23 protein-coding genes are annotated in these 25,548 nt (G+C 69.0%); 11 read left to right on the top strand and 12 right to left on the bottom strand.

Annotated elements, in window-relative coordinates; translation table 11 throughout:
* Positions 1 to 20: 20 nt before the first annotated feature.
* A complete protein-coding gene (locus tag Q0P60_RS18565; RefSeq protein WP_294996958.1) occupies positions 21 to 848 on the top strand; it encodes an isocitrate lyase/phosphoenolpyruvate mutase family protein in 828 nt (275 codons plus the stop codon).
* A gap of 73 nt (positions 849 to 921) precedes the next feature.
* Here Q0P60_RS18565 and Q0P60_RS18560 read toward each other — a convergent pair whose 3' ends face one another.
* Positions 922 to 1,455 carry a hypothetical protein gene (locus Q0P60_RS18560; protein ID WP_294996957.1) on the bottom strand — a complete coding sequence of 178 codons (534 nt, stop codon included), beginning with the start codon at positions 1,453 to 1,455 and terminating at the stop codon, positions 922 to 924.
* A 126-nt stretch (positions 1,456 to 1,581) separates the two neighbouring features.
* Between Q0P60_RS18560 and Q0P60_RS18555 the strand changes: the two genes are divergently transcribed.
* Together Q0P60_RS18555 and Q0P60_RS18550 are read left to right on the top strand one after the other, a co-directional pair.
* Complete coding sequence (locus Q0P60_RS18555; protein WP_294996956.1) at positions 1,582 to 2,178, top strand: NAD(P)H-dependent oxidoreductase; 597 nt, start codon at positions 1,582 to 1,584, stop codon at positions 2,176 to 2,178.
* 16 nt (positions 2,179 to 2,194) lie between these two features.
* The gene (locus Q0P60_RS18550) at positions 2,195 to 2,788 is read left to right on the top strand and encodes a TetR/AcrR family transcriptional regulator (protein ID WP_294996955.1); all 594 of its coding nucleotides are present in this window, start codon (positions 2,195 to 2,197) and stop codon (positions 2,786 to 2,788) included.
* Positions 2,789 to 2,801: 13 nt separating this feature from the next.
* Here Q0P60_RS18550 and Q0P60_RS18545 read toward each other — a convergent pair whose 3' ends face one another.
* Positions 2,802 to 3,596 (bottom strand): D-alanyl-D-alanine carboxypeptidase family protein, encoded by a 795-nt coding sequence (locus tag Q0P60_RS18545; RefSeq protein ID WP_294996953.1) that lies wholly within the window; start codon positions 3,594 to 3,596, stop codon positions 2,802 to 2,804.
* 121 nt (positions 3,597 to 3,717) lie between these two features.
* Between Q0P60_RS18545 and Q0P60_RS18540 the strand changes: the two genes are divergently transcribed.
* A complete protein-coding gene (locus Q0P60_RS18540) occupies positions 3,718 to 5,265 on the top strand; it encodes an alkaline phosphatase (protein ID WP_294996951.1) in 1,548 nt (515 codons plus the stop codon).
* A gap of 22 nt (positions 5,266 to 5,287) precedes the next feature.
* On the opposite strand, the gene Q0P60_RS18535 is transcribed toward Q0P60_RS18540, so the two are convergent.
* Positions 5,288 to 5,452, bottom strand: coding sequence for a hypothetical protein (locus Q0P60_RS18535; RefSeq protein WP_294996950.1), 165 nt, complete (start codon positions 5,450 to 5,452; stop codon positions 5,288 to 5,290).
* Positions 5,453 to 5,550: 98 nt separating this feature from the next.
* Here Q0P60_RS18535 and Q0P60_RS18530 point away from each other — a divergent pair, with 98 nt between their 5' ends.
* The gene (locus Q0P60_RS18530) at positions 5,551 to 6,462 is read left to right on the top strand and encodes a LysR substrate-binding domain-containing protein (protein ID WP_294996949.1); all 912 of its coding nucleotides are present in this window, start codon (positions 5,551 to 5,553) and stop codon (positions 6,460 to 6,462) included.
* Between the two features lie 62 nt (positions 6,463 to 6,524).
* Here the strand turns inward: Q0P60_RS18530 and Q0P60_RS18525 are convergent, their stop codons facing one another.
* The 3 genes from Q0P60_RS18525 to Q0P60_RS18515 all read right to left on the bottom strand — a co-directional run bounded on the left by Q0P60_RS18525 (position 6,525) and on the right by Q0P60_RS18515 (position 9,276).
* The gene (locus Q0P60_RS18525) at positions 6,525 to 7,241 is read right to left on the bottom strand and encodes a transporter substrate-binding domain-containing protein (RefSeq protein ID WP_294996948.1); all 717 of its coding nucleotides are present in this window, start codon (positions 7,239 to 7,241) and stop codon (positions 6,525 to 6,527) included.
* 62 nt (positions 7,242 to 7,303) lie between these two features.
* Positions 7,304 to 8,827 carry a carotenoid oxygenase family protein gene (locus tag Q0P60_RS18520; protein WP_294996947.1) on the bottom strand — a complete coding sequence of 508 codons (1,524 nt, stop codon included), beginning with the start codon at positions 8,825 to 8,827 and terminating at the stop codon, positions 7,304 to 7,306.
* Between the two features lie 26 nt (positions 8,828 to 8,853).
* Positions 8,854 to 9,276 (bottom strand): DUF2141 domain-containing protein, encoded by a 423-nt coding sequence (locus tag Q0P60_RS18515; protein ID WP_294996946.1) that lies wholly within the window; start codon positions 9,274 to 9,276, stop codon positions 8,854 to 8,856.
* 174 nt (positions 9,277 to 9,450) lie between these two features.
* Here Q0P60_RS18515 and Q0P60_RS18510 point away from each other — a divergent pair, with 174 nt between their 5' ends.
* The 3 genes from Q0P60_RS18510 to Q0P60_RS18500 are packed head-to-tail and all read left to right on the top strand — an operon-like array spanning position 9,451 to position 11,580.
* Positions 9,451 to 10,551: a histidine kinase gene (locus tag Q0P60_RS18510; RefSeq protein ID WP_294996945.1), complete on the top strand. Its 1,101-nt coding sequence runs from the start codon at positions 9,451 to 9,453 to the stop codon at positions 10,549 to 10,551.
* Positions 10,548 to 11,186, top strand: a complete 639-nt coding sequence (locus Q0P60_RS18505) for a response regulator transcription factor (RefSeq protein WP_294996943.1) — start codon at positions 10,548 to 10,550, stop codon at positions 11,184 to 11,186. Before Q0P60_RS18510 ends, Q0P60_RS18505 begins: the two co-directional genes overlap by 4 nt.
* Positions 11,187 to 11,208: 22 nt before the next feature.
* The gene (locus tag Q0P60_RS18500) at positions 11,209 to 11,580 is read left to right on the top strand and encodes a VOC family protein (RefSeq protein WP_294996942.1); all 372 of its coding nucleotides are present in this window, start codon (positions 11,209 to 11,211) and stop codon (positions 11,578 to 11,580) included.
* Positions 11,581 to 11,653: 73 nt separating this feature from the next.
* On the opposite strand, the gene Q0P60_RS18495 is transcribed toward Q0P60_RS18500, so the two are convergent.
* Entirely contained in the window at positions 11,654 to 12,493 is an 840-nt protein-coding gene (locus Q0P60_RS18495; protein ID WP_294996941.1) for an arylamine N-acetyltransferase, read from the bottom strand.
* Positions 12,494 to 12,694: 201 nt separating this feature from the next.
* On the opposite strand from Q0P60_RS18495, the gene Q0P60_RS18490 reads away from it, so the two are divergent.
* Positions 12,695 to 15,235, top strand: a complete 2,541-nt coding sequence (locus Q0P60_RS18490; protein ID WP_294996940.1) for a methyl-accepting chemotaxis protein — start codon at positions 12,695 to 12,697, stop codon at positions 15,233 to 15,235.
* Positions 15,236 to 15,281: 46 nt separating this feature from the next.
* Here the strand turns inward: Q0P60_RS18490 and Q0P60_RS18485 are convergent, their stop codons facing one another.
* From Q0P60_RS18485 to Q0P60_RS18465, 5 genes are all read right to left on the bottom strand, one after another.
* A complete protein-coding gene (locus Q0P60_RS18485) occupies positions 15,282 to 17,801 on the bottom strand; it encodes a sulfite reductase flavoprotein subunit alpha (RefSeq protein ID WP_294996938.1) in 2,520 nt (839 codons plus the stop codon).
* A 196-nt stretch (positions 17,802 to 17,997) separates the two neighbouring features.
* Positions 17,998 to 18,561, bottom strand: coding sequence for a TlpA disulfide reductase family protein (locus tag Q0P60_RS18480; protein ID WP_294996936.1), 564 nt, complete (start codon positions 18,559 to 18,561; stop codon positions 17,998 to 18,000).
* Positions 18,558 to 20,942, bottom strand: a complete 2,385-nt coding sequence (locus Q0P60_RS18475) for a protein-disulfide reductase DsbD (RefSeq protein ID WP_294996935.1) — start codon at positions 20,940 to 20,942, stop codon at positions 18,558 to 18,560. Before Q0P60_RS18475 ends, Q0P60_RS18480 begins: the two co-directional genes overlap by 4 nt.
* On the bottom strand, positions 20,939 to 21,277 hold the full coding sequence (cutA, locus tag Q0P60_RS18470; RefSeq protein WP_294996933.1) for a divalent-cation tolerance protein CutA: 339 nt from the start codon (positions 21,275 to 21,277) through the stop codon (positions 20,939 to 20,941). Before cutA ends, Q0P60_RS18475 begins: the two co-directional genes overlap by 4 nt.
* A gap of 68 nt (positions 21,278 to 21,345) precedes the next feature.
* A complete protein-coding gene (locus Q0P60_RS18465) occupies positions 21,346 to 23,136 on the bottom strand; it encodes an endonuclease (RefSeq protein ID WP_294996931.1) in 1,791 nt (596 codons plus the stop codon).
* A gap of 359 nt (positions 23,137 to 23,495) precedes the next feature.
* Here Q0P60_RS18465 and Q0P60_RS18460 point away from each other — a divergent pair, with 359 nt between their 5' ends.
* Both Q0P60_RS18460 and groL read left to right on the top strand, forming a co-directional pair.
* Positions 23,496 to 23,783, top strand: a complete 288-nt coding sequence (locus tag Q0P60_RS18460; protein WP_049427125.1) for a co-chaperone GroES — start codon at positions 23,496 to 23,498, stop codon at positions 23,781 to 23,783.
* Positions 23,784 to 23,864: 81 nt separating this feature from the next.
* A complete protein-coding gene (gene groL, locus Q0P60_RS18455) occupies positions 23,865 to 25,514 on the top strand; it encodes a chaperonin GroEL (protein WP_294996928.1) in 1,650 nt (549 codons plus the stop codon).
* The last annotated feature ends 34 nt before the right edge of the window (positions 25,515 to 25,548 follow it).

Raw genomic sequence — 25,548 nt, 5'->3', positions numbered from 1 at the left:
GTACCGCTCTGGAACCTGCCATGACCGCATCCGATGCCGACACCCGGCGCAAGCGCGCCAGCTTCCGCCAACTGCATGCGCACGGCTGCTTCGTGCTGCCCAATCCGTGGGACGTGGGCAGCGCCCGTTACCTGCAGCGGCAGGGCTTCCGGGCGCTGGCCACGACCAGCGCCGGCTGCGCCTGGAGCGAGGGCAGGCCCGATGGCGCGGTCTCGCTGCAGGCCACGCTCGAGCACCTGCGGGTAATGGTGGAGGCGACGCCATTGCCATTGAACGCCGACTTCAGCGACGGCTTCGGGGCGACGCCGCAGGCGGTGGAAGCAGCGGTGGCCGCGGCGATCGACACCGGCATCGCGGCACTGTCGATCGAGGATGCCAGCGGCGTCGCCGATGCGCCGCTGCGCCCGATCGAGCAGGCGGTCGAGCGCCTGCGCGCGGCGCGTGCCGCCATCGACCGCGCCGGTGGCGAGGTGCTGCTGGTCGGCCGTGCCGAGAACTTCTTCGTTGGTGTACCGGATCTGCAGGACGCCCTGCAGCGTCTGCGCGCCTATGCCGAGGCCGGCGCCGATGTGCTGTATGCACCGGGCATCAGCACGCGCCAACAGATCAGCGCGGTGGTCGCCGCTGCGGGGCCGAAGCCGGTGAACCTGCTGGTCGGTGGACCGACACCGCTGAGCCTGCAGGACATCGCCGCCCTCGGCGTGCGCCGGGTCAGCCTGGGCGGTGCGCTGGCGCGTGCGGCATGGGGTGGGCTGATGCAGGCGACCCAGCCGATCGTGCAGGACGGCCGCTTCGATGGCCTGCAGCAGGCGGCGTCCGGGGCCGCGTTGAACGCGCTGTTCGGTTGAGGGAAACCCCGGCGCAGGCCCAGGTCAGCAGAGGGCGGGAGATCCACGCCATGCGGGATGCATGTGCCTGCGGCTACAGCGCTTCCGTCTCACTCTCCGGCAGCACCACGTCCGCTTCCAGGTCGGGCAGCAGCAACTGCAACAGGCCGGGGTTGTCCGGCAGCGCGGCGCCATCCAGATAGCGCCATTGCGTGGTACCGACGCGCCGCACAGCGACCATGAATGACGTGCTGCGCATCGGCGCTTCGCGTACGCGCAGCAGTGACTGGCGCGGTACGAAGCAGACTTCCTCGTCGCCGGCCGCATAGGTGCGGCCCGGCACGCCCGCTTCGTCGCTGATGATGGTGACGCCGGCCTTGCGCAGCGCCTTCACCGTGTCGCGGGTTGCCCGCGCATAGGCCTCGTCGCCGCCGGCCAGCTGCTTCAGGCTGGGATGGGTGCGCGCGATGATCAGCTCGGTATCGCCGCGGGCGAAGGCGTCCATCATCGCCTGCACCTCCTTGCGCAATGCGGCCGAGTCTTCCGGACTGAGTTCACCGGCCAGCGCTGGCGCAACGGCCATTGCCATCGGCAGGGCCAGCAGAAGGGCAAGCAGATATCGGTGCATCGTCGGGTCTCTCAGCGGGAACCGCCGCACTATACGGTGGATGCGGAAACAGCGTCCCACGCAGGGTGCTGGTATTCCGCGTGTCGCTATCTACTATTGGTAGATAGTGAATTCCGGACATCCCCCATGCACACCCTCATCGTTACCGCCCATCCTGAATCCGGCGCGTTGACCCATGCCATCGCCAGGCGCATCGGCGAAGCCATCACCGCCTCGGACGCCGCCAACCGCGTGACCCATGCCGACCTGATGGCCGAAGGCTTCGATCCGCGCTTCAACACGCAGGACCAGGCCCTGTTCCGTGGCGGCGGTGCGGCCCCGGCCGATGTCGCCGCCGAGCAGGCACGGCTGGAGTCCGCCAACACGCTGGTACTGGTCTACCCGTTGTACTGGTGGTCCTTTCCCGCGCTGTTGAAGGGGTGGATCGACCGCGTGTTCACCCAGGGCTGGGCCTATCAGGACGGAGCCGACGGCAAGGTGCGTAAGAAGCTGCAGTGGCTGCGCGTGCACCTGGTCGGTATCGGTGGGGCCGGCGCGGACATGATCGAGCGTCGCGGTTATGGCGCGGCGATGAAGACGCAGATCGACATGGGCATCTTCGACTACTGCGGTGCGCCGGTGCTGTCGTCGGACCTGCTGCTGGATGCCGATTCCGGCATGGCCGACGCGCATCTGCGATCGGCCACGGAGATCGGTCGTAAAATCGGCACTCCGACACAGTGATCGCCGTGCCCTGCCAATGCCCGCCAACGCCACCCCCACGCGCCGCCGCCTGACCCGGGAGCAACGCGCCCGCCAGTTGCTGGACGTGGCGTGGACGCTGGTCGGCGAAGAGGGCACCGATGCGTTGACGCTGGGCCGGCTGGCCGAAGCGGCCGGGGTGACCAAGCCGGTGGCCTACGATCACTTCGTGACCCGCAATGGCCTGCTGGCCGCGCTCTATGACGACTACGACGGCCGCCAGACCTTGGTCTTCAACGAGCGCATCGGCCGTGCCAGGGCGCAACTGGCCGATCGTGCGGCGGCCATCGCCTCCGGCTACATCGACTGCATCCTCAGCCAGGGCAGCGAAGTGCAGGGCATCCTTGCCGCGCTGGTCGGTGCGCCCGAGCTGCACGAGGTGCGGCGGCGCTACCAGCAGGATTTCATCGACAACTGCGAGGCCTGGCTGGCCCCGTTCGCGGCCGCAGGCACGGTGCCGTTGGCGGGACGCTGGGCCATTCTCGGTGCGGCCGAAACGCTGTCCGAAGGCGTGGCCGCCGGCGCGCTGGACAAGGCCGGCGCTGAAGCCGAACTGCAGCGGCTGATCGTGGCAACGGTCAAGCGCCGCTGAGCCGCATTTCGCTTCAGGCGGGTAGGGTACTGCCGGCCAGCGCCGCGAATCCGGCGTCCAGGCGTTCGCGCACCAGCGCATCGCGTGCGTCGCGGCTGTCGCATCCCAGTACCACGGTGATCAGCCGCACCGGTTGCGCGTGGCCCGCCAGCGTCCGGCAGGCGGTGGCGGCCAGGCAGAAGCCTGCAGCCCGGGTGTAGCCGGTCTTCAGTCCATCCACGCCGTCATCGCCAAGCAGGGCGTTCTGGTTGTTGCGGCTGAAGCCGCCATGCGCGAACGCGCGTTGCGCGGTGATCGCCAGGATCTGTGGGTAGTCATTCAGCAGGCAGGCGGCCAGCACCGCCATGTCGCGCGCGCTGGACGCATGCTGTGGCGTGGTGATGCCGGAGACGCTGGCGAACCAGGTGCTGCGCAGGCCCAGTTGCCGCGCATGCCGGTTCATGCGGTCCAGGAACGCCGCCTGCGATCCATCCAGATGGCGCGCGATGGCCAGCGCCGCATCATTGCCGGAAACGATCATCAGCCCTTCCAGCAGGCGCGCCAGGCTGACGGATTCACCGGGCTGCAGGCCCATCCGGGTTTCATCATCGGCCACGGCGTCCACATCGCCGGCCACGATGTGGACCGCTTCCTGCCACGAGCGTCCGCTTGCCTCGATGCAGGCATGGGCCGCGTAGGCGGTCATCAGCTTGGTCAGCGACGCCGGTGGCCGCGCGATGTCCGCATTGTGCTGGTGGATCACCGCGAAGGTCGCGGCGTCGAGCGTGATGGAGGACAGCGGCATGCGCGCAGGGGCTGGAGACGACATGGGGAGGCGATGGCGATGACGAGCCTGCAGCATAAAGCGCGGCAGCTGCACGAAGCTGCAATATTGAAACGATATAACGTACGGCCATTGCGGGCCGCCCGCTGGCCCGACGGGACCTCCGATGACTGTATGCCTTGCACGCCGTTCGCTGCTTTTCCCGCTGCTGCTGGCGCTGGCCGCACTGGGCGGCTGCCAGACCACTCCGCGTGCGGAGACTGTCGCCGCTACTGCCGGGCGGCCGCACAACGTGATCGTGATGATCAACGACGGTGCCGGCTGGGGCAGCTGGGACGCGGCGGCTTACTGGCAGTACGGCAGCCGCGAAGGGGCGCCGTATGCAGGCTTTCCGCAGCGCCTGGCGGTGACCACCTTTCCGCTGAATGCCAGCAGCCAACCGACCCGCGACGCTGCGCAGACCCTCGGCTATGACGCGGACAAGGCGTGGGACAGCGCACCGGTGCCGGCGGCGGACCTGCCGTTCGCCGGCTACCAGTACCTGGCGGCGGTGGCGACCGACAGTGCGGCGGCGGGCACGGCGCTGTCCTCGGGCATCAAGACCTACAACAACGCCATCAACTACAACAACGATGGCAACCCGGTCGAGTACAACACGCTGCGCGCCAAGCGCCTCGGCATGGCCACCGGCGTGGTGACCTCGGTGCCGTTCGCACACGCAACACCGGCAGCATTCGCTGCGCAGAACGAATCGCGCAACAACTACCACGCCATTGCCCATCAGATGCTGGCGCAGGGCCACATGGACCTGGTGATGGGCACCGGTGGCCCGGGCTACAGCGTTGATGGCCGCGCCTGCGACGACGCCGCAGGTGCGGCGCCGGCAGAGGGCTGCGCGAATCCGTGGCAGTGGGTTTCGCAGCAGGACTGGCGGCAGCTGGAAGCGGGCACCGCGATCGGCGGCAATCCCGCTGGACCATGGCGATTGATCCGCAGCAGCGACGAGTTCGCCGCGCTGGCCGATGGCCGGTTGCCGGCCGACCGGCCGCTGATCGGCGTGCCGCGCGTCGCCAATACGCTGCAGCAGGCGCGCCAGTTGCAGGTGCTGGGCCAGGATGCGGCCATGCCGTCCGGCGTGCGCAGGATCGACAGCGTGCCCGATCTTGCCACCATGACCCGCGGAGCGCTGCGGTTCCTGCAGCAACGCTCAACGAAGGGGCTGTTCCTGATGGTGGAGGGCGGTGCCACCGACTGGGCCGCGCATACCAGCGCCTGCGGCACCGAATGGCATTACGGCGAGTGCAGCGACCAGCCGCAGTACGGCCGGCTGATCGAGGAAACGGCGGAATTCAACGACGCGGTGGCGGCGGTAGTCGAGTGGATCGAGCGCAACGGCGGCTGGGAACGCAACCTGCTGATCGTCACCACCGACCACGACAACAGCATGCCGATGGGGCCCGATGCACAGAACGTCGCCTTCGAGCCGGTGCGCAACAATGGCCGGGGGCGCATGCCGGGGATGAGCTTCCGCCCCACCGGCAACCATTCCAACGCGCTGGTGCCGCTGTGGGCCAAGGGGGCGGGGTCGGAGCTGCTGGGCCAGCGCGTGCGCGGCATCGATGCCGGGTACCGCCAGCATGTGCGCTGGAATGACGGCAGCTACATCGACAACACCGATGTGGCCGCAGCGGTGCAGGAAGCGCTGCAACGCTAGGGGGGGGCGTTGGGCGGCGTCGTCAACGGCGCCGGGCATCCTGCGGCGGCCGGTCGGCGGACGGGGCCCCTGGCAGCACGGGCACGATGCGGCATGGCGGCGGCGTGGACGGGCCGGCCAGCTGCCGCGCCAGCTCGGCGCTGGCGACGTGGCCATGCAGGAACAACAGGCTGCCGAAGATGTTCATGAGGGGGCCTCCACTTGAGTGGAATGCACGATACGGGCAGCATGGGGGCGCAAAAAGCGACATTTCCGCAAGCTGGACTTGAGAGGAATTCAAGCCTGATGTCCCGTCCTCCGCTCCATGCGCTGCAGGGCTTCGTGACGGCCGCCCGGCTGGGCAACCTGTCGCGGGCGGCGGCGTCGATGAACCTGACCGTCAGTGCGCTCAGCCATCAGATGCGCCAGCTGGAAGAGCGGCTTGGCCAGCCGCTGCTGATCCGCCAGGCGCGCGGCGTCAGCCTCACCCTGGAAGGGCAGCGCCTGCTCGAACAGGTCGGTCCGCACCTGGATGCGATCAACGAGGCGTTCCAACCCTATGCCGCGCGTGCCGAGCACGTGCTGACGATCAGTGCGGTGCCGTCGATGGCCTCGGCCTGGCTGGTACCGCGCCTCGGGCATTTCGTGGCCGCGCACCCGCAGATCGAGATCAACCTGCAGTCGAGTGAGCGCCTGGTCGATTTCGAACGGCAGCGGCAGTTCGACGCCGCGCTGCGGCTGGGCAGCGGGCATTGGCCGGGGCTGGTGGTGGAGCCGCTGTTCGATGAATGGCTGCTGCCGATGGCCAGCCCGGCACTGATCGAACGCATGGGCGGAATCGGCGATGTGCCACTGAACCAGTGGCCGCTACTCGGTGATCCCGATGGCGCATGGGGGGCCTGGTTCGCATTGAGCGGGCAGAGTCCCCCGCAGCGCTTCGTGGCGGTGCTGGATGATTCGGAGGCGCATCATCGCGCCGCCCTGGACGGCGTCGGTGTGGCGCTGGGGCGGGTGACCCGGGCACGCCTGCTGCTCGATTCCGGGCAGCTGGTCGCGTTGTCCAGCCAGCGCCTGAAGACCGCCTGGCCACACTGGCTGGTGTACCCGCAGCGGTCGGCCCGCCATCGCGGCTTCCTCGCCTTCCGCGACTGGTTGCATGCGCAGGCGGCCGAGCACGTACGGCACATGGCGGCCACCTCATCGGACGCAGATCTGTAGCGTCGAACCCTGCTTGATGGCGTCCGCCTGGCGCACCTCGCGCACGCTCGATCATCAAGCGGTCACCGCAGCAGGGTGACCGCCTGCCCGGCACGCGCGAAGGCTTCACCCAGCAGTGGGCCGGACCTGATCGCGTCCACTTCCGCGAACAGTGCCTGCAGCGCATCTGCCGGCCGCGACGCCGGTGCCGCCACCGCCTGCTGGATCGCCGTGAAACGGTCGGGCAGCACCCGATGGCCGGGATGTGTCATGGCCCACGCCGTCAGCGGCTGGCGCACGCCGGCGGCGGCATCCAGCTGCTGCTGGTCGAACAGGGCGATGGCTGCTGCGGAGGTGTCTGCGCGTTCGATCGACGCATGGCAAAGCTCACGGCTGAGGAACAGGTCATAGGCCGCGCCACGGCCGACCGCGATGCGCAGGCCGTCGCGGTCCAGCTCGGCCACCTGCTGCGCCGGGCTGTCCTCGCGCACCAGGTAGGTGCCTTCGATCTCCACGTAGGGCGCGCTGAAGGCGATGCGGCCAGCGCGGGCCGCGTCAATGGCCAGGAACGCCAGATCCCAATCGTCCTGGTCCGCAGCGGCGACCACGGAAGCCGCTGCGTCGTGGCAGGTGAAGCGCGCCTGCACGCCCATCCGCTGTGCCAATGCCGTCGCCAGTTCCAGCGAGGGCCCGCGCGGGGAGCGTGCGTCGCCCTGTGCCAGAACCGGGTTGCCGAGGTTGATGGCCACGCGCAGGAATCCCTGCGGTGCCAGCGCACTTCGATGGTCGGCCAGGGACATGCGGGACTCCACGCGACGAGGGCAGCCCAGCATGCCCGAGCGGCTGTCCGCGCGGCGTGGACTCAAGCGCGTGCCGCGAACGTGCCATGGAAGCCCAGCGGCACTGCGTACGGCAGCCACGCCTGTGCCAGCGGACCCTCATCCAGGTGCCGTGCATCGAGTACGGCCAGGCCGCTGCGCTGGTTCACCGGGTCGAGCAGGGTGCCGATCAACCAGCCGTCATCGGCGCTGCGGCTGCCCGGGCGCGGCACGAACACATGCTCCTCGGCCATGATGTCCGCCCCGTAGCGCCACAGCTGGCGGCGCCCGCGCTCGATGTCGAACGCGGCCACCGCATTGAAGTACGGCGCGGTGGCCGCTCCATCGATGGTGGGTGCATACAGCCGTGCGCCACGGGTGCTGGCCGAGCGCGGGTCGAACAACGGGAACTCCACCGCGCTGATGCCCACCGGCTGCCAGCGGGCCTGGCCACGGCGCAGGTCGAGGTGCAGCTCGACCAGGCTGGCGCCGCTGTTGGCGGCATGCGCGCCGTCACCGGCCATCGCCTCCTTCATCGGTGAGCGCGCTTCGTTGATGTCATCGTGGCGCACCGCGCGCAGCACGATGCCTCCGTCGCGGCTGAAGGCATCGCCGAAGTGGTAGATCGCCGCGAACGGGGCTTCGAACCACTGCGCCTTGTCCGGCGCATCCTTGGCCACCACCGCGATGCGGGAAGGGCGCTGTGGCGCGAACTGCATGCGCTCGAAGAAACTGCCGCCGGTGCCAGTGAAATCGAAGGGCATCAGCACGAACACCAGGTGCTGGTCGGTCATCGCGAAGGCATGCAGGTAGCCGTGCTCGGGCGTTTCAATCACGTTGGCGCTGCGCAGTTGGCCGTCCTTGCCGATATGCCAGACCAGCAGGCCGTGGCCTCCCATCAGGCTGATCGAGCCGAAGTTCCAGAGGCTGCCATCGCGATCAGGCAGCGGGTGCGCCGAGAAGGGCAGCGCGGCCAGGTCCGGGCGCCAGGTCACCGGACCGAGGGTCTGCAGGGAATCGGGGTCGACCTCGAACGCCGAGCCGGACTCGCACAAGGCGAACAGGCGGCCATTGATCATCGTCACCGAGGTGTTGGCGACGTTGGCATCGTCGTTGTTGCGCACCGCCAGCGCACCGGGAACCGTGGTACCTGCGGCCGGATACTGGAAGCGGCCGGCCTTCTGTTCGCGGGTGAACTTCGGCGTGGCCACCATGCGCCCGTGATGGGTCAGGCTGCCGTCACCATTGAAGCGCCAGCCCTGCACCATGCCGTCGCCGTCAAACCAATGGTCATAGCGGAAGCCGTCGCGCTCGGTCAAGGCCGGGCCGTTGCGGTACAGCGTGCCGGCCAGCCCGGCGGGAAGCTTGCCCTGCAGCTGCACGGTGGCCGGGCCGAGGCTTTCGCTGCCGACGCTGCGCCAGCCGAGCAGCCAAGGGTGCTGCTGCAGGCCCTGCGCGAAGCGCGCGGGGTCACCGGCGAAGGCCGGAGCGCTGCGCAGCGCGGTGGCGCCAAGCGCCAGGCAGGCACTGCTGCTGAGCAGGGTACGGAGGAAGCGGCGACGGTCCATGATGGCCTCGGGTCTGGAAGCGGGGATCAGCGCAGGGTGATGTCGATGGCGGCGCCGGCATCGGGCAGGGTGATGCGTGCCTCATCGAAGGTCGGCTTGCGCATCACCTGCGGATTGTTGCTGAAGCCGTAGCCCTCCACCGGCATGCCGACCAGGTTGGTATCGAGCTTGCCGTTGTCGTTCTCATCGTGGGTGAGCAGCACGGCGTAGGTGCCGGCCGGCACGTTCGTGAACACGAAGCGTGCGCTGTCACCGCTGGGCCGGGCCTGCTGTGCCTGCACCGGGGCGGCCTTGCCATCCCAGGCGCTGGCGCTGTCCACCAGCGCAACGCGCAGGGTGCCGGTCTGCACGCGGACGTCGTGCACGGTCACCGCCAGGTCGGCGGCGTGGGCGCTGCCGGCCAGGGCCAGGGCAGCGAGGGCGGTGCTGAGCAGGGCGGTACGGATCATGGCGGTGGCTCCGGAGTGGTTGGGGTGCCGTGGACGGGGTGTTGCGGTGTGGGGCCAGTCTGCGCGGCCCGCCGCGGCGGGTTCAGGGCCAGTGGTCATCGATTCGACGTGCCAGAAGTCACTTTCTGCGTGCGGCCCATTGCCGGCTGCGGCCGGGGCGGTCAGCATCTGGCCATGCCCAGCCTGCTTCGCCACCTGTTGCGTCCGCTCAGCCTCGCCGGCCTGGCCACCGTGCTGGTGGTCGGCCTGTCATTCGGTGGGCCGCGCCCCGGCGCCGGGCTCAGCCAGTTGCTGCTCGGCGCGTTCCTGCTGTTGTTCGTCGTGCATGGATGGGCCTCGATGCCGGTCCGCGTGCGTGCGCTCGCCGCCACAGTGCAGGCACTACTGGCGGTGGCCCTGGTTGCCTTGCAGCCACGTACCGGGACTGCTCCGGTGCTGCTGGTGGTGCTGGTGGCCCAGCTGGCCGAGCACTGGCCGCCGCGCTTCGTGCTTGCAGTCGCGGTGCTGGCCAACCTGGCGGTGTATGCGGTGCTGCGCCACAGTGGCTTCGCCGAGCCGCTGCTGGTGGTGCTGCTGTATGCCGGCTTCCAGGCCTTCGCCGCGTTGACCGCGCACTATGCACGGCGCACCGCGCAGGCCCGCGACGACCTTGCCCGGGTCAATGCCGATCTCCTGGCCACCCGTGCCCTGCTGGCCGACAGCGCCCGTGATGCCGAGCGCCTGCGGCTGGCGCGCGAACTGCACGATGTGGCCGGACACAAGCTCACTGCGATGCGCCTGAACCTGCGGGCGCTGGCCGCGGATCCGGTGCTGGCCGGGCGCGAAGCGGTGCTGCTGGCCGAGCAGTTGTCCGGCGAGCTGCTGGCCGATCTGCGCCAGGTGGTGCAGTCGATGCGCGATGATCGCGGTCTTGACCTGGCCACCGCGCTGCATGCGCTGGCGGCGCCGTTCCCACGGCCGAAACTGCAGCTGCAGATCGACGCAGGCGTGCGCGTGGGCGATCCCCTGATGGCCGAGACCGTGCTGCGGCTGGTGCAGGAAGCCCTGACCAATGCCGCACGGCACGGCAATGCAGAAACCGTATGGCTGACGATCAGCGAAGAGGACTCCCAGTTGCATATCGATATCCGCGATGATGGCCAGCGTGCCGAACGCATCCGCGAAGGCAATGGCATCGCCGGCATGCGCGAACGCCTCGCCGCAGTGCAGGGGCAGCTGGTGCTGGCCCGTACCGCGCAGGGCGGCATGCACCTGACCGCGCGGTTGCCGGCATGAGTGCCGCGCCGATCCGGGTGGCGCTGGCCGATGACCAGGCGCTGGTGCGCGCGGGTCTGCGTGCGCTGCTGCAGGGCCTGGGGGTGCAGGTGGTGCTGGAGGCCGAAGACGGCCAGGCCCTGCTGGATGCGTTGGCTGCACAGCGTGTGGACGTAGTGCTCAGCGACATCCGCATGCCCGGGCTGGATGGTATCGAAGCGCTGCGCCAGCTGCGTGCGCGCGGCGATGCCACGCCGCTGCTGCTGCTGACCACCTTCGATGAAAGTGATCTGCTGCTGCGGGCCAGCGAGGCGGGCGCGCAGGGCTTCCTGCTCAAGGATGCTGCGCCGGCCGACCTGCGCGAGGCGATCGAGCGTGTGGCCGCCGGCGAGACCCTGCTGCTGCCGGTCAGCACCGAACCGGTGCGCGCCCGCTACCGCTTCCACGACGAGGCCCCGCCGACCGATACCTTCGGCGATCGCGAAGTGGCGATCCTGCGCCTGCTGGCCGGCGGCTACAGCAACAAGGAGATCGCGCGCAGCCTGTTCCTGGCCGAGGGCACGGTGAAGAACTACGTCTCCGCCATCCTCGACAAGCTCGGCACCCGCGACCGCACCCGCGCGGTGCTCAAGGCGATTACCCTGCGCATCATCTGAGTGGACCCGGAGAAGAGCGCCCGTGAACCCGATCCTGCATGTCGAGATCCCGGCCAGCGACCTGGCCCGCGCCATCCGCTTCTACCAGCGCTGGCTGCAGGTGCAGGTGGACGAACCCATCCTGCTGCACGACTGCCGGATGGCCTACCTGCCGTTCGCCGATGAGGCCGCCGGCGCCAGCATGGCCCTGGTGCAGGGAGCGGACTACCTTGCTTCCGAGCAGGGGGCGCGCATCTACATCGGGGTCGATGACCTGGATGCCAGCCTCGGCCGCGCGTTGCAGGCCGGTGCCGAACTGCGCTTTGGCCCGGCCATTGCCGGTGACTGGCGCGTGGCCGAGATCCGCGACAGCGAAGGCAACCGCATCGCACTGCAGGCGCCCGCAGCACCCTAACCGCGCCGCCATGGTCGGCAGGCAGGTAGAGCCGAGCCCTGCTCGGCTGCGGTGGCGGAGCCCCGGCTTGGCGCTACACCGTGGCCGAACGCGCGCGCTGCAGCCAGTCATTGATCGCCGGGTCCAGCCGCGGGTCGTCCGGCAGCTGCATGCCGAAGCGCTGCTGCAATACCTCCCGCACATCGCCGACATCATGCAGCGGGCGCTTGTCCGGCGCCTGCCCGGGGCGGTACTCGGTGTAGTTGCCGCTGCCGATGGTGCGGCGCCAGTCCGGTCCGGTCAGTGACGCGCGCAGCTGGCCGGGGAAGCTGGAATCGGGGTGGGTGCACACGTACCAGTTGCCGACCACGTTGTCGATCGGCGCCGGCACCTGCAGGTCGAACCGGTACATCGCCCGCCAGCCATCGCCGGATTCGGCCGACAGCACGAAATCACCGTCTTCGCCCAGCCGCTGCAGCAGATAGCGTTCATGTGGCGTGGCCTGTGGCCGGATGTCGTGCAGGCGCAGCGGGACGGTCGGGGTCAGGCTGCCGAAGCCGGCGTCCACCAGCCAGTCCTCGGCGTCCACGTGCACGCGCAGCAGCAGGTGGGTGCGCGCTGTCAGTTCGCCGTCCTGCGCAGCCAGCAGCACGCGCGCGCTCAGGGGCTGTGCATCGAACCCCAGCGCCTGCAGCAGGGCCAGCAGGCCGCCATTGAGCTCGAAGCAGTAACCGCCGCGACGGTCGTCGAGCAGCTTGCGCTGCACGCTGTCCAGATCGATGGGGACCGCATCGCGCAACAGGCAGCTGAGCGTCTCGAACGGCAGCAGTGCGTTGTGGCGCTGCTGCAGCTGGGTCAGGCCGGCCAGCGTCGGTGCGGGCGGCGCATCCAGCTGCAGCCGCTGCAGATAGCGGGGGATATCAAGCGTGGTCATGGGGCACCGGAGCGGGGAGGGAGGTCCACTGTGCTCCCGCAACCGGGGTTGAGGTCAAGCGCGGCAGGGGTGTCATGCCGCCGTCGCCTGTGCCCGGTACAAAGGCCGCGTCCGCCAGCGGCCGCCGCGGCTGGATGCAAAAAAGCTAAAGGTCGGGCGGATGCGGCCGATACAGGTGCGTCCTTACGCCTGGAGTCTGTCATGTCGGCCGTTGTCCCCCACCTCCGGTTCCTGCGCACGCGTCTTGCCACGTTGCGTCGGGCGTCCCCCGGCCTGTTGCGATGGTTGCAACCGCACCGGCTCAGCGTGGCCAACAAGCTCAAGGCGACCCTCTGGGTCTGTGGCCTGGGGCTGGTGGCCATTGCCGGCGTCTACGCCTGGACCGGCCATGCCAACGCCCAGGCCGTGCGCAGCCAGGCCAGCTACCAGCGCGGCAGCGACCTGGCCGCCCGCCTGGCGACGTGCGTGGCCGAGGCCCGCCGCCTGCAGACCCAGTATGCACGCAGCTTCGATGATGCCGATCGCAGCCAGCTGCTGGCCACGCAGAAGGCGCTGCAGGCCGATCTGCAGGCCCTGCGCGCGATGCCGATGGATGCCGGCCGGCGCCAGGCGCTGCAGGCGCTGACCGAAGCCGCCGATGCATTCTCGCAGGGCGTGGCGGCATTGTTCGAGAGGGTCGACGAAATGGGCCGCGGTGACGCCGGTCTGGCCGCGCAGCTGCAGCAGGCCGCCGATGCGCTGCAGGCGCAGGTGGATGCACTGCAGCGGCCGGCGCTGGCGCTGTCGCTGCAGAAGATGCGCCGCCAGGAAGCGCTGCTGCTGCTGGATGGTGATTCGGCCCACGCCGACCGCGCCAGCGAGGAGAAGTTGCCGTTCGACCTTGCGCTGGCGGGCTTGCCCACGGCGGGGCAGGACGCCCTGCGTAGCGGGATGGAGGGCTACCAGATCGCGTTGCTGGGCTACACCGCCGCCCGCGTCGGGCTGGATGTGGAGGCGCAGTCGCTGCTGGATACCGCCGCTGCCGTTGCACCGGCGCTGGCCGCCTTTCAGCAGGCGCAGGTGGCGGCGTTGGCCAAGGCCCAGGCGCGCCAACAGGCCGGTGCGCGCACCATGAGCGTGCTGTTCGCACTGACCCTGCTGCTGGTCGCGGGGGTGCTGATCACCAGCCTGGTGCTGGTGCTGCGTGCGGTACGCCAGCCGATCCAGGACACCCTGCGCTTCGCCAGCGACATTGCCGATGATCGCCTGGACACCACCCTGCGCGTGTACAACGGCAACGACGAGATCGGCCAGCTGGCGCAGCGCCTGGTCGACATGCAGCAGCGCCTGCGCGCGCGCATCGAGACCGAACGTGCGCTGGCACGCGGCAATACCCGCGTGCGCCAGGCGCTGGACAGTGCGCAGACCGGCCTGATGGTGGTCGATGCCGAAGGCCGGGTCGCCTATGCCAACCCGGCACTGCTGCAGCAGCTGGAATGCCCGGCCGATGAGCTGGTGGGCAGTGACGCGGCGCGCCTGCATCCTGCGTTGGCCAGCCTGGCCGGCGTACGCCAGCGCGAGGAACGCGAGATCGGCCACGCCGGGGTGCGCTATCAACTGATCGCCAACCCCATTACTGATGAGGGGCACTTCCTCGGCGTCGCGGTGGAATGGCGCAGCCGTGCGCTGGAAACCCTGCTGGAGACCGAAGTGGCAGCGCTGGTCGATGCCGCAGCGCATGGCGATCTGCATGGGCGCATCGAGCTGGAGGGCAAGCAGGGCTTCGTGCGCACGCTGTCGACCAGCATCAACCGGCTTCTTGCCACGTTTGAAACCAACCTCGGTGACCTGCAGGCGCTGCTGGCGGGGCTCGCCGGCGGCGACCTCAGCGTGCGCATGGAAGGCGACCTGCAGGGCGTGTTCGCACGCATGCGCGACGACGCCAATGCCACCGTGGCGCAGCTGGGACAGATCGTCACCCGCATCCAGCGGGCCACGTCCAGCCTCGATACCGGCGTTGGCGAGATCGTTGCCGGTCACCACGACCTGTCGCAGCGCACCGAGCAGCAGGCGGCCAACCTGGAGGAAACCGCCGCCTCGATGCACGAGCTCACCGACACAGTGGGCCGCAATGCCGATGCCGCCGGCCGCGCCGATGTACTGGTCAAGGGGGCAGCGGCTGTGGCCGAGCGCGGCGGCGCAGCCGTCGGCCAGGTGGTGGCGACCATGCATGGCATCAGCGAAGCGTCGCGGCGCATTGGCGACATCACCCAGCTGATCGATGGCATCGCCTTCCAGACCAACATTCTTGCGCTCAACGCGGCGGTGGAAGCAGCGCGTGCCGGCGAACAGGGCCGCAGCTTCGCGGTGGTGGCCGCCGAAGTGCGCCTGCTGGCCCAGCGCAGTGCCGAAGCGGCCAAGCAGATCAAGGCGCTGATCGAGGATTCGGTGGCGCGTGTCGGCCAGGGCAACCAGCAGGCCGAGCAGGCCGGCACCACGATGGGGGAGATCGTCGGCAGCGTGCAGCAGCTGGCCGAGCTGCTGGCGGGCATCCGCAGCGCCTCGCAGGACCAGCACGCGGGCATCGCGCAGGTGAACCAGACCATCGTGCAGATGGAGGCCAGCACCCAGCGCAATGCCAGCCTGGTGGAAGAGGCCGGCGCTTCGACGGCGCAGATGCAGGCGCAGGTGCATGCGCTGGCCGAGGCGGTGGGGGCGTTCCGCCTGCAGCCGGGACAGCGGGCGGAGCGGGCGGCAGCCTGAAACCACCCCAGGTAGTGCCGGCCGCTGGCCGGCATCGCCCCCCTGCTCAGTACACGTCGCGGCGGTAGCGCCCGTTCTCCAGCAGCAGTTCCACGGCGTCATCGCCCAGTACCTCGCGCAGTACCTGGTCCACGCCTTCGGCCATGCCCTGCAGCGAGCCGCAGACATGGATCAGCGCGCCGCGCTGCATCCAGCCGCGCAGGGCATCGGCGGCCGCACGCAGTCGATCCTGCACATAGCCGCCGTCGCCATCGCGCGAGAACGCCAGGTCCACCCGTGCAAGATGGCCTTCGGCCTGCCACGCTTCGATCTCGTCGGCGAACAGGAAATCGTGGGCGCGCTGGCGCTCGCCAAACAACAGCCAGTGCCCGTGCTCGCCCACCTGCGCGGCTTCGCGCAGCAGGCCGCGCAGTCCGGCGATGCCGGTGCCGTTGCCGATCAGCACCATCGGCGCACCGCCGGTGCGATGGAAACCAGGGTTGCGGTGCACGCGGGCGGCAATGCTGGCACCGACCGGCGCATGCACTGACAGCCAGCCCGAACCCAGCCCGGTGCGGCCGCAGGCGTCGTGCACCAGGCGTACCACCAGGTCCACCGTGCCGTCGCCCGCACAGGACGCGATCGAGTACTCGCGTCCGGGCAGCATCGGCAGTCCTGCCAGCCACAGGCACGGGTCCTGTACCGCCAACGCGGCATCCGCGTCGGGCAGTTCGCGCTCGCTGGCCAGCGCCAGCAACGTGCGCGCGACGCCATCGACCAGCAGCGGCTGCAGCGGGTCCAGGCCATGTGCCTTCAGCACTGCGCCAACATGCCGCGCACTGTGGCGTGGGGCGATATGCAGGATGTCGCCCGCTTGCCACTGGATCCCGGTCGGCGCGGCAAGACGGATGCGCCAGATCGCGCCGCCGACGCTGCCTGGATTGAGGCGCTCGCGGCCAAGCAGCCGCCACTCGTGCATCTGCGTGGCTTCCGGCAACACGCTGTCGTCGGTAACGATGCCGGTCAGCGCCCCCAACTGCTGCTGCCACTGGCGCAGCGCCGGCACCGAGGCGGCATCGACATCGATGCGGTCGAACAGCGGCTGCGCGCCATTGCCGATCAGCCAGCCGTCGAACTGGCGGCCGAAGCCGCAGTAGTGCGGGTACTGGCGGTCGCCCAGTGCCAGCAGGCCGAACTGCAGCCCCGACAGCGCCAGGCGTTGCGCGAGCAGCTGCCGCGCGGCACGTCGCGCCGCATCCGGCGCTTCGCCATCACCGAAGGTGCTCAGCACCAGCAAGGCATGTGCCGTGGCCTGCAGCTTCGCCGCATCGATGCGGGCCAATGGCAGCACCTGTACGGCATGGCCAGCGGCCTGCAGCTGCGCGGCGGCACGCCAGGCCAGCTGTTCGCCCAGCCCGCTCTGGCTGGCATGCACCACCAGCCACGCCGAGCCACGGTCATCGACGGTTGCCGCTGGCAGCGACTGGCGCAGGCCACGCGCGGCACGCTGGCTGCGGCGGCGGTCCAGGTACAGCATCCAGCCGGTGATGAAGAACAGGCTCATGCCCAGGCTGCTGAGCATCACCACCACGCGTCCGGGCACGCCGAAATAGCTGCCCGAGTGCAGTGCGAACACGCTGGTGGCCAGCCGTCCGCCCGTACCCTGGCGGTCGTAGGGGCGGGCATCGAGCACCGCGCCGCTGGCCGGATCGAGCTGCAGCAGGTCGTGCGCACGATCATGGTGGCCGCCCCGTTGCGACGGATCACCGGCCATCACCCGCACGTTCAATGCCTGCCCCGGTTTTTCCGGCAGGCGCAGGTCGATGAAGCCGGTGCGCACGCCGGGCAGGGCATACAGCGTGGTCTCCACCCGGACCAGGTCCAGCGCGGCGTTGGCGACCTTGTGCTTTGCGGCCGGCGCGACACCCAGCAGAGTGCTGACCACGCTGCGGTAGCCATCGAACGACCACCACAGGCCGGTCAGCGCGCTCATCAGGTAGATCAGCAATACCCAGGTGCCGACCACCGAATGCAGGCTCCACAGGAAGCCGCGGCCGCTGCGCTTCCACTCCACCACCCACCAGCTGCGCCAGTGCCACCAGCGCCGCGGCCAGCGCAGGTAGAGGCCGGACAGGGCGAAGAACAGCAGCGCGATCGCACAGCTGCCGGTGATCCACTTGCCGCGCTCGCCGGCGGCGAGATGGCGATGCAGGTCCTCGACGAAATCGAAGAACGCCTGCCCGCGCAGGGCACTGAAGCGTTCGCCGCTGTACGGGTCGAAGTACACCCAGTTCTGCTTGCCACCGGCAAAGCGCGCCACCGACGGCCGCTGCCCGCTGGCATCCACGCGCAGGCGCTGCAGCGGGCGTTCGCTGCCGGCCTGCAGCAGCGGCACCAGCTCGCTGAGCGCAAGTGGAAGCTGGCCGTCGGCATGGTGTTCGGCGATCTCGGCGAAGCCGGGGTTGGCCGCGCGCAGCAGTTCGTCTTCGAAGGACAGTACGGCGCCGCTGAGGCCCATGACGGCCAGGACGGCACCGGCGGTGATGCCCAGCAGCCAGTGCAGTTGGAACAGGACGTTCTTGAACATCGAAGGAGGAGGCCTGGAAGGCTGCCGCCCGCATCCTGCGCAACAGCAAATGAGAATTAGTCGCGGAATTCTCCGTGGCGCCCCGGTCGCGGTCAAGCAGGGCGGATCGGGCCGGACCCGCCCCGCCATCCCCCGGAAAGCAGCCTTGGCTGTTGCTGTGGCCTCGGCGGGTGCAGGGTGCAACCCTGCCGCGACCTCACTTCACCCAGCCGTCGATCTCACCGTGGGCAAACGGTCCCAGCTTCGCCTTCAACAGGCGCCCCTGTGCATCGAACAGCACGCTGTACGGCAGCAGGCCCTGCTGGTTGCCCAGCTGCACGCTGGCATCGCGTGGGCCCGGGGTGTCGATCACGATCGGGTAGTCGACCGGCACCCGCAGCAGGAAGCGGCGCACGTCCTCCGGGGTATCCAGCGCCAGGCCCAGCACCTGCACGCCGGTCTCGCCCTGGTCCGTGGCGAAGCGGGCCAGTTCGGGCATTTCTTCCACGCAAGGGGCGCACCAGCTGGCCCACACATTGATCAGCAGCGGGCGACCGCCGAAGTGCTGGCGCAGGTCCAGCAGTCGTCCATCGAGATCCGGCAGCGACAGCGCCGGCAGTGGGTCGCCGGCCTGCAGGGCGGGCTTGGCGGCCACGCCCGCGGGCGCGGCCAACGGCGCCGCGGGAACCGCCGGGGCCGGCGCCAGCCGATGCCCGGCCCACAGGCCGAGGCCGGCGGCCAGCACCGCTGTCCACAGCAGCGCTGGCCGTTGCCACTTCATCGTGCGGTGCGCAGCAGCGCTTCCTCGACCACCGCCTGGGTCAGCAGCGTCGGCAGCACGGTCGGCGGCGCGCCGGGGCCGTACACCACGTACAGCGGCACGCCCACGGCCTTGTGCTCTTCCAGGAAGGTGGTGATCTGCGGGTCCACGTTGGTGTAGTCGCCCCGCATGTAGACCGCGTTGGTGCGCTTCAGCAGTTCCTTGAACTCCGGCCGCGACAGCACCGCGCGCTCGTTGGCCTTGCAGCTCACGCACCAGTCGGCGGTCATGTTGACGAACACCACGCGGTTGTCGGCGCGCAGGCGGTCCAGCAGCTGCGGCGAGTACGCGACCACGTTGTCGCTGGCCACCTGGGCCGCGCGTGCCGGCGGCGCCAGCTGGGTCACGCCCCAGGCCGGAACCAGTGCGCCGATGGCCAGCAGTACACCCAGCAGGGTGACCGCGCGCGAACCGGTCCAGCGGTTGCGTTCAAACAGCCACAGGCCGAAGGCGAACAGTAGCAGGCCACCCAGTACCAGCGCCATGCCGTCCACGCCGCGCTGCTTGCCCAGCACCCACAGCAGCCACAGCGCGGTGGCATACATCGGGAAGGCCAGCACGTGCTTGAGCGTTTCCATCCACGGGCCGGGCTTGGGCAGGCGGCGCGCCAGCGCCGGCACGAAGCCGATCAGCAGGAAGGGCAGGGCCAGGCCGAGGCCGAGGAACAGGAACACGGTCATTGCCTTCAGCGGCGGGGCAATGAAGGCATAGGCAATCGCACCGCCCATGAACGGGCCGACGCAGGCACTGCCGACCACGCAGGCCAGCGCGCCGGTGAAGAAATCACCGGCCGGGCCACTGCGGCTGGCCAGCGACTGGCCAAGGTTGCCGATGCCGCCGCCCAGGGTGAACACCCCGGACAGGCTCAGGCCCACCGCGAACATGATGTAGGCCAGCGCTGCCACCACGCCCGGGTGCTGCAGCTGGAAGCCGATGCCGACCGCATTGCCGATCGCGCGCAGGCCGACCATCAACGCACCGATCACCGCGAACGCGACCAGCACGCCCAGCGTGTACCAGAGGGCATGGCTGCGCGCGCGCTGCGGGCTTTCGCCACTCTGCGCCAGGCTCAGGACCTTCAGCGACAGGATCGGCAGCACGCAGGGCATCAGGTTCAGCACCAGGCCACCGGCCAGGGCCAGCAGCAGGACCCAGACAAACGAACGGTCCGGATTCGGCGTGGTCACCGGCGGACGCGTCCGCAGTGCATTGTCGCCCCGCGCGTCGCCGGCGAACTCATTGCCCGCACCCTCGCTGCCGGCGCTGGTCGTGGCCGCGGCATCCGGGTTGGGCACGGTCGGCAGCAGGCGCAGCGGGGCGCCGTTGGCCGCTTCGCGCGGTGCACCGCTGGCGGTGGGCAGCGGGTCGGTCACTTCGTTGCGCGGCGGTACCTGCGCGGCGTTGGCGGTGATCGTGCCGGCCGGGATCGACAGCTTCACCCGGCGCGTCATCGGCGGGTAGCAGATGCCGTCGGTCTGGCAGCCCTGGAAGGTCACCACCAGGGTACTGTCGATCGCGTCGGCAACCGAGCGGCGCAGCGGCAGCGGCACTTCCACCTGGCTGAAGTACACCGAGACATCGCCGAAGTGCTCATCGCGGTGCGACTGTGCAGCCGGCCAGCGCGGCGTGCCGGCCAGTACGCCGGCGCGGCCCTCCAGTTTCAGTGAAGTGCGGTCGCGGTACAGGTAGTAGCCCGGTGCGGGGCTGAAGCGCAGCAGCAGGGTGTTGCCGTCACTGGCGATGGCATCGAAGCCGAACGCCTGCTCCGAAGGCAGCGGCAGCGCCTGGCTGTTGCTGGCCGCGCCCGGCAGGCGCAGGCCGCCGCTGTTGCCGGTACCGGTCAGCGGGGTGTTGAACGGGCTGGCCGCAGCGGAACGGGCCGCTGCCGGCGCGCTCTGGGCGGCAGCGCCGGGCAGTGTCACCTGCACCACGCGCTTCTGCGGCGGGTAGCAGACACCGGCATCGGCGCAGCCCTGGTAACGCACTTCCAGGCTGATGGTGCCGGCTGCATCGGTCGGTGCGCCGGGCAGGGTGGCCTGCAGGCGCTCGCGATAGGTTTCGACTTCGCCGAAGAAGTCGTCGTGGTGCTTGTCGCCCTTGGGCATCTGCAGCGCGCCGGCATTGAACGCCGGGTCGGCCTTGACGCTGGTGCGGTGGCGGTAAAGGTAATAGCCCGGTGCGATCTTGAACTGCAGTTGCACCTGGCCGCGCTCGGGGGCGGTCGCGGTCAGCGCGAACGCCTGGTCCACCGGCAACAGGTCCTTCTCATCCAGTGCGAAGGCGGGCAGCGAGAGCCACAACAGGGCGCACAAGGCGGCGCCACGCGCAAACAGAGTCTTCAATCAGTGTCCTCCCGGGTCTGTGCCCGGATCCAGTCCAGATACGCCGGCAGGCCGGCCCGGGTTTCGACCGCGATGCACTCCGGGAGTTCATACGGATGCAGTTCGACGATGCGGGCCATCGCGCTGTCGATGCGGCTGGCGGTGGTCTTCACCAGCAACTGCAGTTCGGCATCGGTGGTCACCTCGCCCTGCCAGCGGTAGGTCGACTGTGCGCCCTCGAGGCGGGTCACGCACGCCGCCAGGCGCTCGCCAACCAGCGCGTGCGCGATGCGCTCGGCACTGGCCCGGTCCGGGCAGGTGGTCAACAGCAGCAGGACGGGATCGACGGTCGACATGACCGTCGAGTATAGGGCCGCCGCCGACCCAAGGGCCGGCGGCGGCAGTGGACCGCTGCGTTGCGCGGTCAGTTGGCCAGCTGGCAGCTCGCCGGCTTGGCCGAGGTGAACAGGGCCGGGGTTGCCCACTCGGGGTGGTCGATGAACGGATTGCGGTTGCCCTGGAAGCTGTACACCACATCGTTGCGGGCGCGCTCGGCCGCATCCGGCGGATCGGACAGGTGCCAGTCGATGAGGGTCGACAGCAGGCCCATGTAGGCCGGCGAACTGCTGGTCTTGACGATCTTGCTGCGGTCGTCGGTCAGCTCCAGGTCCGGCTCGGACTGGCCGGTGGCCGCGTCCTTGCCACCCTCGTAGCGGATCGCCACGTACATCACCGCGCGGGCCATGTCGCCCTTGCGCTTGCCCCACACCTCGAAGGTGCCGGTGTTGCCGTCCGGCGTGCGCACCCAGTTGGAATTGCCCGGGTAGCCGCCGCTGCCGCCGCCCTGGCCGTTGTTGGCCTCGGTGGCACGCTCGCCGCAGTTGGCGTCGCACTTGCCGAACGGCTTGTTGCCACGGTCGGCGTTCCACTGCGCGTCGGTCAGGTACAGCATGTGGGTATCGGTGTACGGCGCATACGGCAGGCCCTTGTCACCGGTGGTGCTGGCAAAGCCCAGCGAGTTCGGCCAGGTGTGCTCGCGGTTGTACTTCAGGCCACTGCCGCTGCCGGCGCGGTCGGTCACCTTGGCGTAGCTGCGGTTGCGGTAAGCGTCCAGGATCCTGCCGGGGTTGTTCGGATCTTCGTCGGCGATTTCCAGGATGGTCCAGGTGCTGGTGCCCGAACCGCTGTACGGGTACGCGGTGTGGCCCTTGATGGTGGCATGCAGCGAGCAGCGCAGCTGGCTGGGGCTGGACGTGTTGACCTTGGAGTAGTAGCCGGCCGGCACCCCCGGGGTGCCCGGGTCCGGATTGCCGCCGGTGCTGGCCACGGTGAAGGCGATGCGGCTGTCGGCGGCCGGATGCGCACCCTGCAGGTCGGTGATGCGCGCGGCGCGGATGTCGAAGCGGCAGGCTTCACCCGCGACCAGGGCGGTGTTGGTGGACAGCTTGACGCTGCGGCCGCTGGCCGGGAAGGTCAGCGGCACGCTGCCGGAGCTGCCACAGCTCAGCGCGAAGGCGCCGCTGGCCAGGTTCACCGTTTCGCTGAACACCACTTCCAGGTCGGCCGCAGCCGGGAAGGTGCTGCTGCCCTGGGCCGGGGTGGTGGTGGACACCGACGGCGGCGTATTCGGGCCCGGCGTACCGCCACCGCTGAAGGTCTGGCCGTTGTTGCAGCTGCCGAAGGTCTGCCGGCCCGACTCGGCCCAGGTGAAGTGGGCGTACTGGCTGCCGCTGCCGGTCAGCTGCAGCGAGGTGCCGGGGGCCGTGCTGTTGGTCTCGGCCACCGGAATGTTCTGGCTGGTCATGCCGGCGGCGGGGCCGCCGGATGCGGTGATGGTGCCCTCGTAGCTGAGGAACTGGACCACCTTGCCGCTGGCATCGACCAGCGCGATGCCGTCGTTCGGGCCGTTCTGGATGCCGTTGGTCGGGTAGTTGACCACGGCGATGGTGGCGCTGCCGCAGCCAGCGGCGCTGCCGGCCGGAACCGGCGTGTTGGCGTAGACCAGGGCCGCCGACGCGTTGGCGCCGTTGTACAGGTACAGGCGGTAGCCGGACAGGTCCTCACCGGCGGTGGCCACGACCTCGATGGCTTCGCCGACGTCACCGGCGGCGGTGCTGTCGTCGTAGTGCAGTTCGTTGATGAAGACCTCGGCCTGGGCCGGCGCGGCGGCCAGCGCCAGCAGGCAGGCGGCGGCAAGCGGGGACAGCAATCGCATCGACTACTCCTTGTGATTGGGAATGCGCGGCCGAGCCTAAGGCCGATCAAGTGACACTTTGTCGTAAATGAACGTCAGATATCTGACAGTGCGACGCCAGTCACCAAATTTCCGGTATTCCGGACACGGGGGTATCGCCTGGCGAAGGCGTGAAGGCACTCACGTGGAGGCACGGATCGCGGCGTGCCGGCCGGCAGAAATTTTTTCCGCGATCGGCCTTGAAAGGTTCCGGGGCAGCTCCATCTCTGTCCTGCTCCCGATTCATCGGGCTTTTTCGCGAGCAATGCTGGCAGTCACCTGGGGTGAGTGCTAACATCGCCAGACTTTTTCAGACCAATCAATAACTTAAGAGGTCTCTCATGAGCATCAAGCCGCTGCACGACCGCGTTGTGGTCAAGCCGATCGAAGCCGACGAAATCTCCGCCGGCGGCATCGTGATCCCGGATTCGGCCAAGGAAAAGTCCACCAAGGGTGAAGTCGTGGCCGTCGGCCCGGGCAAGCCGCTGGACAACGGCAGCGTGCGCGCTCCGTCGCTGAAGGTCGGCGACAAGGTCATCTACGGCCAGTACGCCGGCAGCTCGTACAAGAGCGAAGGCGTCGAGTACAAGGTCCTGCGCGAAGACGACGTGCTCGCCATCATCGGCTGAGCCTCGGCGCGACCTGCTTTCCTGTAAGACATCCCTTTTCGTCGCCGGGCCCGGCCCGGCGCAAACATCGAGGTAATCGCAATGGCTGCCAAGGATATTCGTTTCGGTGAAGACGCCCGTTCGCGCATGGTGCGCGGCGTCAACGTTCTCGCCAATGCCGTCAAGGCCACGCTGGGCCCGAAGGGCCGCAACGTCGTGCTGGAAAAGAGCTTCGGCGCTCCGACCATCACCAAGGACGGCGTCTCCGTCGCCAAGGAAATCGAACTGGCTGACAAGTTCGAGAACATGGGCGCGCAGATGGTGAAGGAAGTTGCTTCGCGCACCAACGACGACGCCGGCGACGGCACCACCACCGCCACCGTGCTGGCCCAGGCCCTGATCCGCGAAGGCGCCAAGGCCGTTGCCGCCGGCATGAACCCGATGGACCTGAAGCGCGGTATCGACAAGGCCGTCGTGGCCGCCGTCACCGAGCTGAAGAACATCTCCAAGCCGACCGCCGACGACAAGGCGATCGCCCAGGTCGGTACCATCTCGGCCAACTCGGACGAGTCGATCGGCCAGATCATCGCCGATGCGATGAAGGAAGTCGGCAAGGAAGGCGTGATCACCGTTGAAGAAGGCTCGGGCCTGGACAACGAGCTGGACGTGGTCAAGGGCATGCAGTTCGACCGCGGCTACCTGTCCCCGTACTTCATCAACAACCAGCAGTCGCAGACCGCTGACCTGGATGACCCGTTCATCCTGCTGCACGACAAGAAGATCTCCAACGTCCGTGACCTGCTGCCGGTGCTGGAAGGCGTCGCCAAGGCCGGCAAGCCGCTGCTGATCGTCGCCGAGGAAGTTGAAGGCGAAGCGCTGGCGACCCTGGTGGTCAACACCATCCGTGGCATCGTCAAGGTCGTGGCCGTCAAGGCTCCGGGCTTCGGCGACCGTCGCAAGGCGATGCTGGAAGACATGGCCGTGCTGACCGGCGGCACCGTGATCTCCGAAGAAGTGGGCCTGTCGCTGGAAAAGGCCACCATCAAGGACCTGGGCCGCGCCAAGAAGGTGCAGGTCTCGAAGGAGAACACCACCATCATCGACGGCGTCGGCGACAAGGCCAACGTTGATGCACGCGTGGCGCAGATCAAGACCCAGATCCAGGACACCTCGTCGGACTACGACCGCGAGAAGCTGCAGGAACGCGTGGCCAAGCTGGCCGGCGGCGTTGCCGTGATCAAGGTCGGCGCCTCGACCGAAATCGAAATGAAGGAAAAGAAGGATCGCGTCGACGACGCCCTGCACGCTACCCGTGCAGCCGTTGAAGAAGGCGTGGTCCCGGGCGGCGGCGTTGCCCTGGTCCGTGCGGTCACCGCGCTGGCCGGCCTGAAGGGTGCCAACGAAGACCAGAACCACGGCATCCAGATCGCCCTGCGCGCGATGGAAGCCCCGCTGCGCGAAATCGTTGCCAACGCCGGTGAAGAACCGTCGGTCATCATCAACAAGGTCAAGGAAGGCACCGGCAGCTTCGGCTACAACGCCGCCACCGGCGAGTTCGGCGACATGCTGCAGTTCGGCATCCTGGACCCGACCAAGGTGACCCGTTCGGCGCTGCAGAACGCTGCCTCGATCGCTGGCCTGATGATCACCACCGAAGCCATGGTTGCCGAAGCTCCGAAGAAGGACGAGCCGGCCATGGGTGGCGCCGGTGGCATGGGCGGCATGGGTGGCATGGGCGGCATGGACTTCTAAGTCCCGCCCGGCAGCGGTCGGCCGTGGCCGGCAC

The organism is uncultured Stenotrophomonas sp. (genome assembly GCF_945952405.1).
Lineage (GTDB): Bacteria > Pseudomonadota > Gammaproteobacteria > Xanthomonadales > Xanthomonadaceae > Stenotrophomonas.
This window is presented reverse-complemented; position numbering and strand designations above follow the sequence as displayed.

What these genes read in the sequence shown, in the direction of transcription:
- Q0P60_RS18510 (WP_294996945.1), top strand. Translation starts at nt 9,451, where the DNA reads ATGCCCAGCCTGCTTCGCCACCTGTTGCGTCCGCTCAGCCTCGCCGGC.
- Q0P60_RS18485 (WP_294996938.1), bottom strand. Translation starts at nt 17,801, where the DNA reads ATGTTCAAGAACGTCCTGTTCCAACTGCACTGGCTGCTGGGCATCACC.
- Q0P60_RS18540 (WP_294996951.1), top strand. Translation starts at nt 3,718, where the DNA reads ATGACTGTATGCCTTGCACGCCGTTCGCTGCTTTTCCCGCTGCTGCTG.
- Q0P60_RS18525 (WP_294996948.1), bottom strand. Translation starts at nt 7,241, where the DNA reads ATGTCCCTGGCCGACCATCGAAGTGCGCTGGCACCGCAGGGATTCCTG.
- Q0P60_RS18560 (WP_294996957.1), bottom strand. Translation starts at nt 1,455, where the DNA reads ATGCACCGATATCTGCTTGCCCTTCTGCTGGCCCTGCCGATGGCAATG.
- Q0P60_RS18465 (WP_294996931.1), bottom strand. Translation starts at nt 23,136, where the DNA reads ATGCGATTGCTGTCCCCGCTTGCCGCCGCCTGCCTGCTGGCGCTGGCC.
- groL (WP_294996928.1), top strand. Translation starts at nt 23,865, where the DNA reads ATGGCTGCCAAGGATATTCGTTTCGGTGAAGACGCCCGTTCGCGCATG.
- Q0P60_RS18460 (WP_049427125.1), top strand. Translation starts at nt 23,496, where the DNA reads ATGAGCATCAAGCCGCTGCACGACCGCGTTGTGGTCAAGCCGATCGAA.
- Q0P60_RS18555 (WP_294996956.1), top strand. Translation starts at nt 1,582, where the DNA reads ATGCACACCCTCATCGTTACCGCCCATCCTGAATCCGGCGCGTTGACC.
- Q0P60_RS18495 (WP_294996941.1), bottom strand. Translation starts at nt 12,493, where the DNA reads ATGACCACGCTTGATATCCCCCGCTATCTGCAGCGGCTGCAGCTGGAT.
- Q0P60_RS18550 (WP_294996955.1), top strand. Translation starts at nt 2,195, where the DNA reads ATGCCCGCCAACGCCACCCCCACGCGCCGCCGCCTGACCCGGGAGCAA.
- Q0P60_RS18490 (WP_294996940.1), top strand. Translation starts at nt 12,695, where the DNA reads ATGTCGGCCGTTGTCCCCCACCTCCGGTTCCTGCGCACGCGTCTTGCC.
- Q0P60_RS18480 (WP_294996936.1), bottom strand. Translation starts at nt 18,561, where the DNA reads ATGAAGTGGCAACGGCCAGCGCTGCTGTGGACAGCGGTGCTGGCCGCC.
- Q0P60_RS18515 (WP_294996946.1), bottom strand. Translation starts at nt 9,276, where the DNA reads ATGATCCGTACCGCCCTGCTCAGCACCGCCCTCGCTGCCCTGGCCCTG.
- Q0P60_RS18520 (WP_294996947.1), bottom strand. Translation starts at nt 8,827, where the DNA reads ATGGACCGTCGCCGCTTCCTCCGTACCCTGCTCAGCAGCAGTGCCTGC.
- Q0P60_RS18505 (WP_294996943.1), top strand. Translation starts at nt 10,548, where the DNA reads ATGAGTGCCGCGCCGATCCGGGTGGCGCTGGCCGATGACCAGGCGCTG.
- Q0P60_RS18530 (WP_294996949.1), top strand. Translation starts at nt 5,551, where the DNA reads ATGTCCCGTCCTCCGCTCCATGCGCTGCAGGGCTTCGTGACGGCCGCC.
- Q0P60_RS18565 (WP_294996958.1), top strand. Translation starts at nt 21, where the DNA reads ATGACCGCATCCGATGCCGACACCCGGCGCAAGCGCGCCAGCTTCCGC.
- cutA (WP_294996933.1), bottom strand. Translation starts at nt 21,277, where the DNA reads ATGTCGACCGTCGATCCCGTCCTGCTGCTGTTGACCACCTGCCCGGAC.
- Q0P60_RS18535 (WP_294996950.1), bottom strand. Translation starts at nt 5,452, where the DNA reads ATGAACATCTTCGGCAGCCTGTTGTTCCTGCATGGCCACGTCGCCAGC.
- Q0P60_RS18545 (WP_294996953.1), bottom strand. Translation starts at nt 3,596, where the DNA reads ATGTCGTCTCCAGCCCCTGCGCGCATGCCGCTGTCCTCCATCACGCTC.